Consider the following 14,885-nt stretch of genomic DNA (forward strand, 5'->3'; position numbering starts at 1 on the left):
GAGCTCCAACAATCGCGGGCTAGCGCGGCAGGGCGGTGCCCCATTCGCGCCACTCTTTCGGCTCGCTCTCCAGCAGCAGGAAGTGCTTATCATCCTGCGCTTTTGGCGCCAGCGGCGTGCCCGGCGGGGTGGCAAAGGAGATGCCGCCGCGAATGAACTGATTGAAGGTCCCGGTTTTCACCACTCCGCCAATCAGGCCAAAGTCGAGGTTGTAGCCGGAAGAGAGCCAGAACACCGAGTTGTTACGCACCAGATACTGGTAACGCTTGCTGATACGCAGTTTGACCATCACGCGGTCCGACAGCGATCCCAGCGTCAGCCCGGTGACCGTCCCCACCTCGAGGCCACGGAACAGCACCGGCGTGCCGATATCCAGCGAACCGGCTTCCGGAACCTCAACCACGATGCTCAGGCCATCGATATAGCGAGAGTCGCTAATGGTCGTTTCCTGGATTTCGAAGTCACGGCGCGGCGTGCCCCGACCTGGCTCAACGTTGATATACGGCTGGAAGATGGTATCCAGATGCTCGACGCCCGCCGCGGAAATTTGCGGGGTGATCACCGAGAATCGGGTGCCTCCGCGGGCGAAGGTATCTACGTACTCCGGGTAGAGCACGGCTTTCGCCTGCACTTCGTTTTTGGCGGTGATCAGGTTTAGCGATTGGATCTGGCCGATGTTAATCCCCAGGTAGCGGATAGGCATGCCGGAGGAGAGTTTTCCCGCATCGAAGGCGTGCAGGGTTATCTGCCCGCCTACCGCGCGGGCGGCGGTCTCTGAAGCATACAGAATACGCTTATTACCGCTGCGGGCACTGGCGCTGGTGCCGCTCAGCTCGTCAAAGCTGATTGCCCCTTTCAGGGCGCGAGCCAGCGGCGAAGCCTGCACGGTCAGGCCGTTGCCGTCGAGCTGGACCTTCGCGCCGCCTTCTGCCCAGAAGACGCTGTTGCCGGTGAGCAGATGACGATATTCCGGCTTAATGTGCAGGTCGATATCAAACGCGTTGCTGCGCGGCCTGACGGAGGTCACCTCGCCCACGGCAAACTTGCGGTAGAGCACCACCGAGCCTTCCTGCACATCCGGCAGCGTTTCCGCCGTGAGGCTCAGGGTGGTGGTCGGGACGTCGCTCAGGCTATTCTCCTGCGCTTTTTCCATATTTGCATACAGCGGATAGCTGGACTGAATCGCCCCTTTGGCGCCGGGAATAATGCGGATCCCGCCGTCAACCCATTCGCTGGCGCTGGCGCCAAGCACCTTAATGCCGTCGAGGCCAACCTTAACGTCGAGGCGGCTGTTAACCACAAATTTGCTGTCTCCGTGCACCAGATCGCGGTATTCCGGCGTAATGGCCACCTGGAAGGTGACGCCTTTCGCCGTCAGCCTGCGCTCCAGCACCTGGCCGATTTTCACGCCGTGCAGCACCAGCGGCTGTCCGGCGTCAATGCCGAAGCTCTCCGACGCCGTCAGCGTGATGGCGGCGACGTTGGGCTCCTCCAGCAGCGATTTATCCGCCGGCAGCACCACGAAGTGGCTGCGCGCCTCACCCTCTCCCGGAACCAGCTCAAAGGTATTACCGGTCAGCAGGGCGCTGAGGCTTGGGTTATCCAGCGAAATTTTCGGCTTTTTCATCTGAATAAGCGTCTTATCACGCAGCAGGGTTACGACGCTGGGATCGACGGTCATCTCGCCGGTGACTTTACTCCCGGGCTGGAGGTTGAGCTTAGTCAGCTGTCCGACCTCAAGACCCTGGTACATCAGCGGCGTAGAGCCGGCTTTCAGCCCCGTGCCGTCGGGTAAATCGAGCGTCACCAGCACGCCGCGCTGGCTGTGGGCCAAATCTTCGTACAGCCCGAACTCATCGTTTTGCTGAGCGACTTTGGAATCGTCGGGGGAATCGAAGGCAATCGCCCCGTTAACCAGGGCCGAAAGGCTTTCCAGTTCCACTTTAGCGCCGCTAAACCCGACGTCGGCCTTGACGCCCGAAACGTTCCAGAAGCGGGTGCCTTTTTTAACCAGATTGGTAAAGCGGCGCTCGATCAGCACGTCAATGGTGACGCCCTGGTTGCCGTCGTTAAGCGCATAGTCGTAGACCCGGCCAACGGGAATTTTGCGAAAATAGACCAGCGACCCGCTGGTTAGCGAGCCGAGATCCGCGGCGTGGAGATGAATCATCAGCTCGCCGTTATTGATACGGTACTTCGGCTGGGTATCGAGGGCGACAAAGTGGTCCTCAGGTTCGCCCCGACCCGGCATCATGCCGATATAGTTGCCGCCGACCAGCGCATCAAGGCCGGAAACGCCCGCCAGTGAGGCTTTCGGCGTGACCAGCCAGAACTGCGTGTCCTTGCGCAGGGCATCTTTCATATCGCTTTTGACGCTGGCCGAAACCTCTATCTTACTCAGGTCTTTACTCAGCGAGATATTCTGCACCGTGCCCACTTCTACCCCCTGATAGCGGATAGGCGTGCGTCCGGGGACAATCCCGTTAGCCGACTGAAAGTCGATAGTGATCGTCGTCCCGCGATCGCTATAGCTGGTCCAGATCAGCCAGCTGGCGATCATCAGCGCGATGACCGGCAGCAGCCAGAATGGCGAGATGCGACGTTTGGTTTTAATTTTGGCTTCAGTCGGCGAAGCGGGCGTTTCCTGACTCATGTGCGTCCCAAAGTAAGCGGCTGTCCAGCCATTCAACAGCAAGGATAGTTAATATTACCGCGGCGCCGAAATATACCGCAGCAGGCCCCATCGTAAAAGCGAGGAGTTGATCGCGGTTTATCAGCGACATGGTTAATGAGATAACGAAAAGATCGAGCATCGACCAGCGGCCAATCCAGGTAATCAGCCGCAGCAGCAGGATACGGGTGCGCAGCCCCTGTTCGCACCTGAATTGTATGCTGACCAGCAGCGTAAACAACACAATAACTTTGGTAAACGGCACCAGAATACTGGCGATAAACACCACGCCGGCAATGGCGACGTTGCTGTTGGCCAGCGACAGAATCCCGGAGAGGATCGTATCGTCCTGGCGCGCGCCGTTAACGTAGATAATCGAGATCGGCAGCAGGTTGGCGGGGAGCAGGAACATCATCGAGGCAATCAGCGCCGCCCAGCTCTTCTGCAGGCTCTGCGGCCGACGGTGGCGTAGCGGCGTATGGCAGCGACGGCAGCGTCCGCGGGCGTCGCGGTGCCCTGTGTAGTGGCAGCCGGTGCACACCTGCAGATTCGGGTCCGGGCGCAGCGCCGGGCGCTCGGGATAGAATCGCTCCCACAGCTCTTCGACGTTCATGTGTATGAGCGTGAGGATGCTGAGCAGCGTCAATGAGACAAAGGCGATAAGCCCGACGCCGGGCTGCAGGAACGCGTAATCCTGGACCTTGATCGAGGCCACGCCGATGCCCACCAGGTAGATATCGAGCATCACCCACTCTTTTAGCCGCTCCAGCATCAGCAGCACCGGGCGCAGGTTCATCCCCAGCACGTTGCCTAGCCAAAGATAGGCGATGGAGATAACCAGCAGGGCCGGCGCGCCAATGGCACAAAATAGCACCATCGCCGCCGTCAGCGGATCGCCCTGGTCGGTCATTTGCCAGATGCCCTGTAATACGTTAGCGTCGATACGCACGCCGAGCAGGTGCAAACGCAGTAAAGGCTCCATCCAGGCGAAAGGCATCAGCAGCATCATGGCGATCGCCATACTGCCAAGGCGCGAAAGCGACCAGTCGCGGCCGTCGCGTATTTTGGCGCTGCAGCGTGGGCACCAGGCGCTCTGATTGCGCTTAAGCACCGGCAGGCGAAACAGAATGTCGCACTGCGGGCAGCGGTGATAGTGGGCCTGAGGCAACGGCGAACCGACCGCATGTACGGTCATCTTTTTCGCTGGCGTAATCTGGGGTGTTTTTAGTGGCATTTATTACGTACGGCAATGAATGTATTTCACTATATTAACCCAGGAATGAATTCATCTTGAGCCTGAACGCATTTAATGCTTATTTTATTAGGCAGTCAGTGTACGAGAGTAAGACAACTAAGTGATTACATAATGAACAAAACAGAATTTTACGCGGATCTGAACCGTGATTTTCAGGCATTAATGGCAGGAGAAACCAGTTTTCTGGCCACGATCTCTAATACCAGCGCGCTGCTGTTTGAGCGGCTGAGCGAGGTAAACTGGGCCGGGTTCTACCTACTCGAAGGCGATACGCTGGTGCTCGGGCCCTTCCAGGGCAAGCTGGCCTGCGTGCGAATTCCGGTTGGGCGGGGCGTTTGCGGTACTGCCGTTTCGCAGAATCGCGTGCAGCGCGTGGAGGATGTTCACGCCTTTGACGGGCATATCGCATGTGATGCCGCCAGCAATTCGGAGATTGTCTTCCCGCTGCGGGTGAACGGTCAGATTATTGGCGTCCTGGATATCGACAGCACCGCGTACGCCCGCTTCACCGCTGAGGATGAACAAGGGCTTACGGAACTGGTAGCGCAGCTGGAAAAACTCATTTCTGCGACCGACTATCAAAAAATATTCACCCACGTCGCAGGATAATCAACGGATAACGTAGCATTTAGCGATGGCGTCATTATAATGGCGCCTGTTCATGCCTGCGGCTTGTTGGCTACGTCCGTTGTAATCAGGAAATTTCATGGAAAATCAACCTAAGTTGAATAGCAGTAAAGAAGTTATCGCATTTCTGGCCGAACGTTTCCCACAGTGCTTCAGCGCTGAAGGTGAAGCTCGCCCCCTGAAAGTCGGTATTTTTCAGGATCTCGTTGAGCGCGTTGGGGGTGAGATGAATCTCAGCAAAACCCAGCTTCGTGCCGCTTTACGTCTTTATACTTCGAGCTGGCGCTATCTGTACGGCGTTAAGCCAGGGGCGATTCGCGTCGACCTCGACGGCAACCCGTGCGGCGAACTGGAAGAGCAGCACGTTGCTCATGCCCGTCAGCAGCTCGAAGAAGCAAAAGCTCGCGTCCAGGCACAGCGTGCTGGCCAGCAGGCCAAAAAACGCGAAGCCGCAGCTGCCGCTGCAGGTCAGCAGGAAGACGGCGCCCGTCGTGAGCGTAAGCCACGTCCTCAGGTTCGCCGCAAAGAAGGCACCGAACAGCGTAAGCCGCGTCCTGCCGCTGCGAAAGCACCGCGCGAAGAGCGTCATACTCCTGTATCAGATCTGACCGTGCTGTCCGTCGGCCAGGCTCTGAAGGTGAAAGCAGGCAATAACGCAATGGACGCCACCGTTCTGGAAATCACCAAAGATGGCGTTCGTGTACAGCTGACTTCTGGTATGTCAATGATTGTACGCGCAGAACACCTGGTGTTCTGAAACGGAGGCCGGGCCAGGCATGAACACATTCTTTAAGCTCACCGCGCTTGCGGGCCTGCTAGCAATAGCAGGCCATGCGTTTGCCGTGGATGATATTACCCGAGCCGATCAAATCCCCGTGCTGAAAGAAGAGCCGCAGCACGCGACGGTGAGTGAGCGCGTAACCTCGCGCTTTACTCGTTCGCACTATCGACAGTTCGATCTCGATAACGCCTTCTCGGCAAAAATTTTTGACCGCTATCTGAACCTGCTGGATTACAGCCACAACGTGCTGCTGGCCAGTGACGTTGCTCAGTTTGCCTCCAGGAAAAATCAAATTGGCGACGAGCTGCGCAGCGGAAAACTGGACGTTTTTTACGACCTGTATAACCTGGGACAGAAGCGCCGTTTCGAACGCTATCAGTACGCATTGAAGGTGCTGGAGCGTCCGATGGACTTTACCGGCAACGATAACTTCAACCTTGACCGCAGCAAGTCGCCCTGGCCGAAAGACGAGGCCGAGCTGAACGCGCTGTGGGATGCTAAGGTGAAGTTTGACCAGCTGAGCCTGAAGCTTGCCGGTAAAGACGACAAAGAGATCCGCGAAACGCTGACCCGTCGCTATAAGTTTGCTATTCGCCGTCTGGCGCAAACCAATAGTGAAGATGTGTTCTCGCTGGTTATGACCTCCTTTGCCCGCGAAATCGACCCGCATACCAACTACCTGTCGCCGCGCAATACCGAGCAGTTCAATACCGAAATGAGCCTTTCGTTAGAAGGGATCGGCGCGGTGCTGCAGATGGACGACGACTATACGGTGATCAACTCGCTGGTGGCCGGCGGGCCGGCGGCGAAGAGCAAGTCCATTAGCGTTGGCGACCGGATCGTAGGCGTCGGCCAGGCCGGCAAGGGCATGGTTGACGTGATCGGCTGGCGTCTTGACGACGTGGTGGCGCTGATCAAAGGGCCGAAGGGCAGTAAAGTTCGTCTTGAAGTGCTGCCTGCGGGCAAGGGCGCGAAAACGCGTATCGTCACGCTAACCCGCGAGCGAATTCGTCTCGAAGACCGCGCGGTTAAAATGTCGGTGAAAACCGTTGGTAAAGAAAAAATCGGCGTGCTGGATATCCCTGGTTTCTACGTTGGCCTGACGGATGACGTCAAGGTTCAGCTGCAGAAGCTGGAAAAACAGAACGTCAGCAGTATCGTTATCGACCTGCGCAGCAACGGCGGCGGGGCGCTGACCGAGGCGGTATCGCTTTCCGGTCTGTTTATCCCGTCTGGCCCGGTAGTACAGGTGCGTGATAACAACGGTAAAGTACGTGAAGACAGCGATACTGACGGCGTCGTGTACTACAAAGGCCCGCTGGTTGTACTGGTTGACCGCTTCAGCGCTTCGGCTTCTGAAATCTTCGCCGCGGCGATGCAGGACTACGGGCGCGGACTGATCGTCGGTGAGCCAACCTTCGGTAAAGGCACCGTGCAGCAGTACCGCTCCCTGAACCGCATTTACGATCAGATGCTGCGTCCGGACTGGCCGGCGCTGGGTTCCGTACAGTACACCATCCAGAAGTTCTACCGTATTAACGGCGGCAGTACTCAGCGTAAGGGCGTAACGCCGGACATCATGATGCCAACCGGCACTGAAGATCGCGAGACCGGCGAGCAGTATGAAGATAACGCTCTGCCGTGGGATAGCGTGAATGCAGCCACCTACGTCAAGTCCGGCGACTTAACGCCGTTCGGCGCCGGGTTGCTGAAACTGCATGATGAGCGGATTGCCAAAGATCCGGAATTCCAGTACATCATGAAGGACATCGCTCGTTATAACGCAATGAAAGACAAGCGTAATATCGTTTCTCTGAACTACGCCCAGCGTGAGAAAGAGAACGAAGAGGATGATGCGACTCGTCTGGCCCGAATTAACGATCGCCTGAAACGTGAAGGCAAACCACAGCTTAAGAAGCTGGACGATCTGCCGAAGGATTACCAGGAGCCGGATCCGTATCTTGATGAAACGGTCCATATTGCGCGCGACCTGGCCCATCTGGAGAAAGACCAGCCGGCGGTGGAACCACCGGTTAGCAAATAAGCACCCGACGGGCACACATGTTGTGCCCGTTTTTTTTATCCGATCCTGCCGTCAAAAACCTCGATTCCCCCGCGCGCGATGTCAATATATTATGCAGATGTCAGCGATATGCTACAAAATGTAAAGTTGTGTCTTTCTCGTGACTTAGCGGGGGAGGATGGTTGAAAATTAACGTTGTACCCATACGATATGGGTAATCGCATAGTGCGTTTTGTTAAATCGAGGTTAGAAGAAAATTATGATGCGAATCGCGCTCTTCCTGTTGACCAACCTGGCCGTTATGGCGGTGTTCGGGCTGGTGCTGAGCCTGACGGGAATACAGTCAAGCAGCATGACCGGGCTACTGATCATGGCGCTGCTTTTTGGTTTTGGTGGCTCGATCGTTTCGCTGCTGATGTCGAAATGGATGGCGCTAAAATCGGTGGGTGGGGAAGTCATTGAGCAGCCGCGTAACGAAACCGAACGCTGGCTGATGAATACCGTCGCGCAGCAGGCGCAGCAGGCGGGCATCGGCATGCCGCAGGTTGCTATCTACCATGCGCCGGATATTAACGCCTTTGCCACCGGCGCACGCCGTGATGCTTCGCTGGTTGCCGTCAGCACCGGGCTGCTGCAAAACATGAGCCGTGACGAGGCGGAAGCCGTTATTGCCCATGAAATCAGCCACATTGCCAACGGCGATATGGTGACCATGACCCTGATTCAGGGGGTGGTGAACACCTTCGTTATCTTTATCTCGCGCGTTATCGCGCAAATTGCCGCAGGATTCCTTAGCGGCAACCGCGATGAAGGCGAGAGCAGCAACGGCAACCCGCTGGTTTACTTTGCCGTCGCCACCGTTCTGGAGCTGGTGTTTGGGATTCTGGCCAGCATCATCACCATGTGGTTCTCGCGCTACCGCGAGTTCCATGCGGATGCGGGCTCTGCCCGTCTGGTCGGCCGTGAGAAAATGATCGCCGCCCTGCAGCGTTTGAAAACCAGCTACGAGCCGCAGGAAGCCAGCAGCATGATGGCGCTGTGCATCAACGGCAAAGCGAAGTCGATGAGCGAGCTGTTTATGACGCACCCGCCGCTGGATAAACGTATCGAAGCTCTGCGCAGCGGGGAATATCTGAAGTAATCCTCTTCTTCAGAGCGTAGAAACAAAAACCGCAGCCTTAATCGGGCTGCGGTTTTTTTTGTGCCGTAATCGGGCGGGCTATTGTCCGGGGCGCGGCTGGGTGACGCGCAGGCCGCTCACGGTGGCCGCAACTACCGCCAGTCCGCCAGCCAGCAGCAGCGCGGTATGGGTGCCGCCGTTACCCTGCAGATTGAACAGCAGCGCGACCAGCGCCGCGCCGGTGCTTTGTCCCAGCAGTCGGGCGGTGCCGAGCATTCCGCTGGCCCCTCCGCTGCGGTGGCTCGGGGCCGATGAGACGATAGTGTGGTTATTCGGCGACTGGAACAGGCCGAAGCCCGCGCCGCAGAGCGCCATGCGCCAGATAATATCGAGATCGGACGGCGATGAGGGCAGCAGCGCCAGGCCAAACAGACCGCAGGCCATGACCGTCAGACCGATCGCTCCCAGCAGCCCGGCATGAATTTTCTCAATCAGGTAGCCCGCCAGCGGCGCCATCACCATGGTCGCCAGCGGCCAGGGGGTCAGCAGCAGTCCCGTTTCGACCTCGCTGCGTCCGATCGTCGCCTGCAGGAAGAAGGGCAGCGAAACCAGCGCCAGCATCTGGGCGCAGAAGGAGCAGATTGAGGTGCAGATGGAGAGCGAGAAAAGCGGAATACGCAGCAGATCAACCGGCAGCAGCGGCACCGGCATCCGCAGCTGGCGGCGAATGAAGAAGAACCCGATAACCAGCATAGCCGCCAATTCAGCGAGCACCAGCTGGCCGGACTGCCCCTGCGCAAAGCCGCCGAGCGCGACAATCAGCAGGCCAAACGTCAGCGCATTCATGATAGCGCTGGGGAGATCGAAGCGGGTGATCCTGCTGCGGCTGCTGTTGGCCGGCAGGTAGCGCATGGCGAGCGTCAGCGAAATAATCCCCAGCGGAATGTTGATTAAAAACAGCCACTGCCAGGAGGCGACGGAGAGGATAGCGGCGGCAATCGTCGGGCCGGCCGCGGATGAGACGGCGACCACAAACGAGTTGATCCCCATTCCTCGTCCGAGGAAGCGTTTCGGGAAGATAAGACGAATGAGCGCGGTATTCACGCTCATCAGCGCGGCGCCGCCGAGGCCCTGGGCTACGCGGGCGAGAGTCAGCATCTCCAGCGAGTGGGAGAGGGCGCAGGCCAGTGAGGTAAAGGTAAACACCAGCAAACCGATTTTATAGATGCGTCGATAGCCGAACATATCACCCAGAAAGGAGAGCGGCAGGAGCGCAATGACGATGGCGATTTGGTAAGCGTTGACTATCCAGATTGAGGCGGCGGGCGAAGCGTTAAGGTCGGTAGCGATGGTCGGCAGGGCCACGTTGGCAATGGCGCCGTCGAGTACCGCCATCGCGATGCCTAAAACGATGGTCAGAATGGCGCCGTAACGCTGCGGCAGTGGCAGACCATCGGGAACGTTTTTATCCATGTTAAGCTTGTGTCTTTATCGTAACTATTCTCTGGGTAATGATTTTAGCATTGATTATTCGGCGGTATGTCGCAGATTTGTAACGAATGGGCAGAAGAACGATTGCGGGCATCGGGTTGCGAATTTATAATAAAAACCGGTTCTAATTTTTATAAAACAGTTGCGATGAGGTGATAAATGGCAGTTGCAGATTTGGATAAACAGCCAGATTCTGTCTCTTCAGTATTGAAGGTTTTTGGCATCCTGCAGGCGCTTGGCGAAGAGCGTGAAATTGGTATTACCGAACTATCTCAGCGCGTCATGATGTCAAAAAGCACCGTTTATCGCTTTTTGCAGACCATGAAGTCGCTGGGCTACGTTGCCCAGGAAGGGGAGTCTGAGAAGTACTCCCTGACGCTGAAGCTGTTCGAGCTGGGCGCGCGCGCGCTGCAGAATGTCGATCTGGTGCGCAGTGCGGATATTCAGATGCGCGAGCTGTCGCGCCTGACGAAAGAGACTATCCATCTGGGTGCGCTGGACGAAGACAGTATCGTCTACATCCATAAAATCGATTCGATGTACAACCTGCGTATGTATTCGCGCATCGGCCGCCGCAACCCGCTGTACAGCACCGCTATCGGCAAAGTGCTGCTGGCGTGGCGCGACCGCGCCGAGGTGGAGCAGATCCTCGAAGACGTCGAGTATAAGCGCAGCACCGACCGGACGATTACCAGCACCGAAGAGCTGCTGGGGGTTCTGGACAGCGTTCGTCAGCAGGGCTATGGCGAAGACAACGAAGAGCAGGAAGAGGGGCTACGCTGCATTGGTGTACCGGTCTTCGACCGCTTTGGCGTAGTGATTGCCGGGTTGAGTATCTCTTTCCCGACGCTGCGCTTCTCGGAGGAACGTCTGCATGAATACGTTGAAATGTTGCACACCGCGGCGCGTAAAATTTCTGAGCAGATGGGCTATAACGACTATCCGTTCTGACAGCGGCGGGCGCTAGCTGCGTCGGGCTACAGCGGGAAGACGCTTCCTGCTGTAGCCCGGAGCGGATTAACCTTTGTCGATAACGGTTTCGCTTTTACGCAGAACCGGACAGTCGGTCAGACCAATAATACCGCTGTCAGAATGAACGTACTGCACGGTTGTGGTACCGCGAGCGGTCAGATATTTACACTGGAGGCCCAGCCCCGCTGCGTTCTCATTGCTGCCAATCAACATGCCGTAGCCGCTTAATAATACGCCAATCCATAAGATAGCCAGTACTACAATCGTACGAATGATCAATCGCATTGTTGCCTCATAATTTGTATTATCCTCGGCGTTTATTTTGACAGGTACACGAGTTGAAACAAGTCTATGATTCTGAAACTTGCGTTTCGTATTACAGTTAGCCGCGGTTTAAGATGAGCGTGCTATCCTGGCAACATCTGGTATTGATGCGGAGTGTGGAGTGAAAAAATTACGCTGGGTTTTGCTGATTGTTGTCATAGCGGGCTGTTTGTTGCTGTGGACTCAGATGCTTAACGTAATGTGCGATCAGGATGTGCAGTTTTTCAGCGGCATCTGCACCATCAACAAATTCATCCCCTGGTAAGACATTTTTATTACGACTGATTTTCTTCTGCTGCGCGGGTGGTAGAATAAACGCCTTCTCTTTGAGGTGGTGAAATGAGTGAGTTACTAAGTCCTGGGATCGTAAATCTGGCATCGCTGGCGCTTTCCATTGTGCTGTTGCTTGTCGGCCTGTTGTTATGGTTTTTTGTTAATCGCGCAAGTTCGCGCGCCAACGAGCAGATTGCGCTGCTGCAGGCTCTGCTGGATCAGCAAAAGCGCCAAAACGCGCTGCTGCGTCGGCTCTGCGAAGCCAATGAACCTGAGAAGGAAGAGGCTGCCGAACCTTCAGCCGTTGAGAAGGGGAAGGACGACGACGACTTTATCCGTCTCGTCGCTGAGCGGTAGCTGCTAAACGGGTGTACACCGCACTGGTGTACGCCTGCCTCATCGCCTTACGCAATAACTTATTCTTATCCTTCCGTGCTTATTGCCACATTTCTTATGTCACTTAATGTGTTAGCGATCGCAATTTTATCCAATAAGCTATGGATTTTTGAGCTATTCAAATAAAATAATAACATCGTGATTTAATTGCATGATGAAAGTGTGTGTCATCGAAAATTCATTATTAAGATGCAATATAAACACTATTTATCGCGTGGCTAACAGGATTTAATTAACCCTGCATATTCTCGGCCTAAGCCAATTTTCAACTATCAATATGCGCGTTTATGCGCATCGTTATGCAGCGACCCGGACGTAACCCCTTAAAATTGGCAGGGTGCATGCCTGGCGGGCTGGACGGAGCGAAGTTGTTGAGCTACGGTGAAAAAGTTGCAGCGCTCATCCATGCATAATGGGATGTTTGCCGCGCGCCCTGGCATTAACGGCGGGCGAGAAAAGGCGCATAAACGTGCAGTTGGTCAAATGATTCCCTTATATTTTGTGCGAAGGATCGAGAGCCGTTTAAAAATGGCTTGCCATTATTAACGTTGTATGTGATAACACCTTTCGGGTTAAACGAGGTACAGTTCTGTTTATGTGTGGCATTTTCAGTAAAGAAGTCCTGAGTAAACACGTTGTCGTTGAATACCGCTTCTCTGCCGAACCTTATATTAGTGCCTCATGCAGTAGTGTGTCAGTTTTATCTATGTAAGCGCCTACGGGCGAAGAAAACAGTCTAAGGAATTTTGCAAATGGCAAAGATTAAAGGTCAAGTTAAGTGGTTCAACGAGTCTAAAGGTTTTGGCTTTATTACTCCGGCTGATGGCAGCAAAGACGTGTTCGTACACTTCTCCGCCATCCAGGGTAATGGCTTCAAAACTCTGGCTGAAGGCCAGAACGTTGAGTTCGAAATTCAGGACGGCCAGAAAGGTCCGGCAGCAGTTAACGTAACTGCTATCTGATTCAAGACCACTCAGCTTGTAAAGAAAGCCTCGCCTCTGCGGGGCTTTTTAGCATTTATTGCAAAACATTTCCGATTTTCCCCCTCCGTTGCGCTTTGTTGCAAAACAACACCTTTATTAGCACTGTTTCGCATCCTGTTTTGTCGATTTTCTGTTAAATCAGAGGGTTGCAAAATAATGCTGGAGCTACGGTGCAAAAGAACAAAACTAAGACAGGCGCGAATTTCACCCCGATTCGCTTTGGGCTACTGTGTGCAGCGATCCTCAGCTGCCTTGGGCTGCTTTTAGGACGGGTGGGATGGCTGCAGATTGTCTCCCCCGATAATCTGGTTAAACAAGAGGATATGCGTTCGCTGCGGGAAGAGCCTATCGACGTTCAGCGCGGGATGATAAGCGACCGCGAGAATCGCCCGCTGGCGGTCAGCGTACCGGTTAGCGCTATCTGGGCCGACCCGCAAACGATCGTCGAGAAAGGGGGCGTCGGCTATGGGCCGCGCTGGCAGGCAATGGCGGAAGCGCTGCACCTTAACCTGAGCGACCTGGCGAAACGGGTTCAGGCTCACCCCCATATGCGCTTTGTCTATCTGGCGCGCCAGGTTAACCCGGAGCAGGCCGAGTGGATCGATAAGCTGCATCTGCCGGGGATTAACCTGCGCGATGAATCCCGACGCTTTTACCCGGCGGGCCACGTTGCGGCCAACCTGCTTGGTTTTACCAATATCGATAATCAGGGAATTGAAGGGGTTGAGAAAAGCTTCAACGCCCAGCTCACCGGAAAGGCCGGACGTCGGCTGGTGCGTAAAGATCGCCACGGCCACGTGATTGAAAATATCACCGAGGTGGCGGCGGTTCCGGCGCACAATTTACAGCTGAGTATCGACGAGCGGCTGCAGACGGTCACCGAGGATGCGCTGGATAATGCGGTCAGCTGGAACAAGGCCGAGTCCGGAGCGGCGGTGCTCATTAAGATTGATACCGGTGAAATCCTGTCGATGGCCAGCTATCCGGACTTTAACCCCAATAATCGCGATAACGCCCGACTGGATGATTTCCGTAATCGCGCCATCAGCGATACCTTTGAGCCGGGCTCGACGGTGAAGCCTCTGGTGCTGATGACGGCGCTGCAGCAGGGGATTGTGCAGCCTGACAGCGTGGTAGATACCCATCCTTTCGTTCTTGACGGTCACCGCATTCGCGATGTCGGCTACTACCCGGAGCTGACCCTCACCGGCATTCTGCAAAAATCCAGCGATGTCGGCGTCTCGCACCTGTCTCTGGCTATGCCGGTCCAGCACCTGATCGACACCTATAAGGCCTTTGGCTTTGGCGACCCGACGGGCCTCGGGCTCACCGGGGAAAGCGCGGGGCTGATGCCCCAGCGCCGCTACTGGGGCCAGCTGGATCGCGCGACTTTCTCTTTTGGCTACGGCCTGATGGTCACCCCGCTGCAGCTGGCGCACGTCTATGCCACCATCGGTGGCTTCGGCATCGAGCGGCCGCTGTCGATTACCCGCATCGATCCGCCGGTTATCGGTACGCGAGTGATGCCGGAACAGATCGTCCATGAGGTAGAGCATATGATGGAGAGCGTGGCGTTGCCGGGCGGCGGCGGGACAAAAGCGGCCGTCCGCGACTATCGGATTGCGGTAAAAACCGGGACCGCGAAAAAAATTGGCCCGGACGGCAAGTACATCGATAAATATGTTGCCTATACCGCGGGCGTGGCGCCGGCCAGCAACCCGCAGTTTGCGCTGGTGGTGGTGATTAACGACCCCAGCAACGGCTCTTATTACGGCGGGGCCGTTTCGGCGCCGGTATTTAGCCAGATAATGGGCGACGTCCTGCGTCTCGAAAATGTCATGCCGGACGGAATGCCGGCGGGCTCGGACAATCTCATCGTTATGCATAACGATGAGAGCCTGCCTCCGGCGCTGTAACAGTGGTCTGAAAGAGCGAATAACGCTACACTTTCGCTCTTTCAGCGACACCG

12 protein-coding genes and 2 pseudogenes are annotated in these 14,885 nt (G+C 56.0%); 10 read left to right on the forward strand and 4 right to left on the reverse strand.

The annotated features are described in order from the left end of the window. Window positions 1-19: 19 nt before the first annotated feature. On the reverse strand, window positions 20-2,653 hold the full coding sequence (locus HCK03_RS09855) for a PqiB family protein (RefSeq protein ID WP_041146210.1): 2,634 nt from the start codon (window positions 2,651-2,653) through the stop codon (window positions 20-22). Then, window positions 2,622-3,905, reverse strand: a complete 1,284-nt coding sequence (gene yebS / locus HCK03_RS09860; RefSeq protein ID WP_041146209.1) for a membrane integrity lipid transport subunit YebS — start codon at window positions 3,903-3,905, stop codon at window positions 2,622-2,624. The genes HCK03_RS09855 and yebS overlap by 32 nt, the downstream gene beginning before the upstream one ends. 132 nt (window positions 3,906-4,037) lie before the next feature. On the opposite strand from yebS, the pseudogene HCK03_RS09865 reads away from it, so the two are divergent. The 4 genes and pseudogenes from HCK03_RS09865 to htpX all read left to right on the forward strand — a co-directional run bounded on the left by HCK03_RS09865 (window position 4,038) and on the right by htpX (window position 8,498). After that, window positions 4,038-4,551 (forward strand): annotated as a pseudogene (locus tag HCK03_RS09865) (GAF domain-containing protein). 81 nt (window positions 4,552-4,632) lie between these two features. Continuing rightward, the gene (gene proQ / locus HCK03_RS09870) at window positions 4,633-5,310 is read left to right on the forward strand and encodes an RNA chaperone ProQ (RefSeq protein ID WP_167691497.1); all 678 of its coding nucleotides are present in this window, start codon (window positions 4,633-4,635) and stop codon (window positions 5,308-5,310) included. A gap of 19 nt (window positions 5,311-5,329) precedes the next feature. After that, entirely contained in the window at window positions 5,330-7,378 is a 2,049-nt protein-coding gene (gene prc / locus HCK03_RS09875; RefSeq protein WP_123551606.1) for a carboxy terminal-processing peptidase, read from the forward strand. A 238-nt stretch (window positions 7,379-7,616) separates the two neighbouring features. Continuing rightward, entirely contained in the window at window positions 7,617-8,498 is an 882-nt protein-coding gene (gene htpX / locus HCK03_RS09880) for a protease HtpX (protein ID WP_041146205.1), read from the forward strand. 78 nt (window positions 8,499-8,576) lie between these two features. Here the strand turns inward: htpX and HCK03_RS09885 are convergent, their stop codons facing one another. Continuing rightward, window positions 8,577-9,950: an MFS transporter gene (locus HCK03_RS09885; RefSeq protein WP_167691498.1), complete on the reverse strand. Its 1,374-nt coding sequence runs from the start codon at window positions 9,948-9,950 to the stop codon at window positions 8,577-8,579. Window positions 9,951-10,127: 177 nt separating this feature from the next. Between HCK03_RS09885 and kdgR the strand changes: the two genes are divergently transcribed. Next, complete coding sequence (gene kdgR / locus HCK03_RS09890) at window positions 10,128-10,919, forward strand: DNA-binding transcriptional regulator KdgR (protein WP_041146203.1); 792 nt, start codon at window positions 10,128-10,130, stop codon at window positions 10,917-10,919. A 66-nt stretch (window positions 10,920-10,985) separates the two neighbouring features. Here kdgR and HCK03_RS09895 read toward each other — a convergent pair whose 3' ends face one another. Next, the gene (locus HCK03_RS09895) at window positions 10,986-11,225 is read right to left on the reverse strand and encodes a YobH family protein (protein ID WP_041146202.1); all 240 of its coding nucleotides are present in this window, start codon (window positions 11,223-11,225) and stop codon (window positions 10,986-10,988) included. A gap of 160 nt (window positions 11,226-11,385) precedes the next feature. Here HCK03_RS09895 and mgrB point away from each other — a divergent pair, with 160 nt between their 5' ends. From mgrB to ftsI, 5 genes and pseudogenes are all read left to right on the forward strand, one after another. Beyond that, window positions 11,386-11,529: a PhoP/PhoQ regulatory lipoprotein MgrB gene (gene mgrB / locus HCK03_RS09900; RefSeq protein ID WP_041146201.1), complete on the forward strand. Its 144-nt coding sequence runs from the start codon at window positions 11,386-11,388 to the stop codon at window positions 11,527-11,529. A 74-nt stretch (window positions 11,530-11,603) separates the two neighbouring features. Beyond that, a complete protein-coding gene (locus HCK03_RS09905; RefSeq protein WP_076947350.1) occupies window positions 11,604-11,894 on the forward strand; it encodes a YebO family protein in 291 nt (96 codons plus the stop codon). 634 nt (window positions 11,895-12,528) lie between these two features. Continuing rightward, a pseudogene (locus HCK03_RS09910) lies at window positions 12,529-12,673 on the forward strand (DUF2627 domain-containing protein). 12 nt (window positions 12,674-12,685) lie between these two features. Then, the gene (cspE, locus tag HCK03_RS09915; protein ID WP_001062678.1) at window positions 12,686-12,895 is read left to right on the forward strand and encodes a transcription antiterminator/RNA stability regulator CspE; all 210 of its coding nucleotides are present in this window, start codon (window positions 12,686-12,688) and stop codon (window positions 12,893-12,895) included. Window positions 12,896-13,086: 191 nt separating this feature from the next. Beyond that, window positions 13,087-14,832 carry a peptidoglycan glycosyltransferase FtsI gene (gene ftsI, locus HCK03_RS09920; protein WP_115192398.1) on the forward strand — a complete coding sequence of 582 codons (1,746 nt, stop codon included), beginning with the start codon at window positions 13,087-13,089 and terminating at the stop codon, window positions 14,830-14,832. Window positions 14,833-14,885: the final 53 nt, after the last annotated feature.

The organism is Klebsiella terrigena (assembly GCF_012029655.1).
Lineage (GTDB): Bacteria > Pseudomonadota > Gammaproteobacteria > Enterobacterales > Enterobacteriaceae > Klebsiella > Klebsiella terrigena.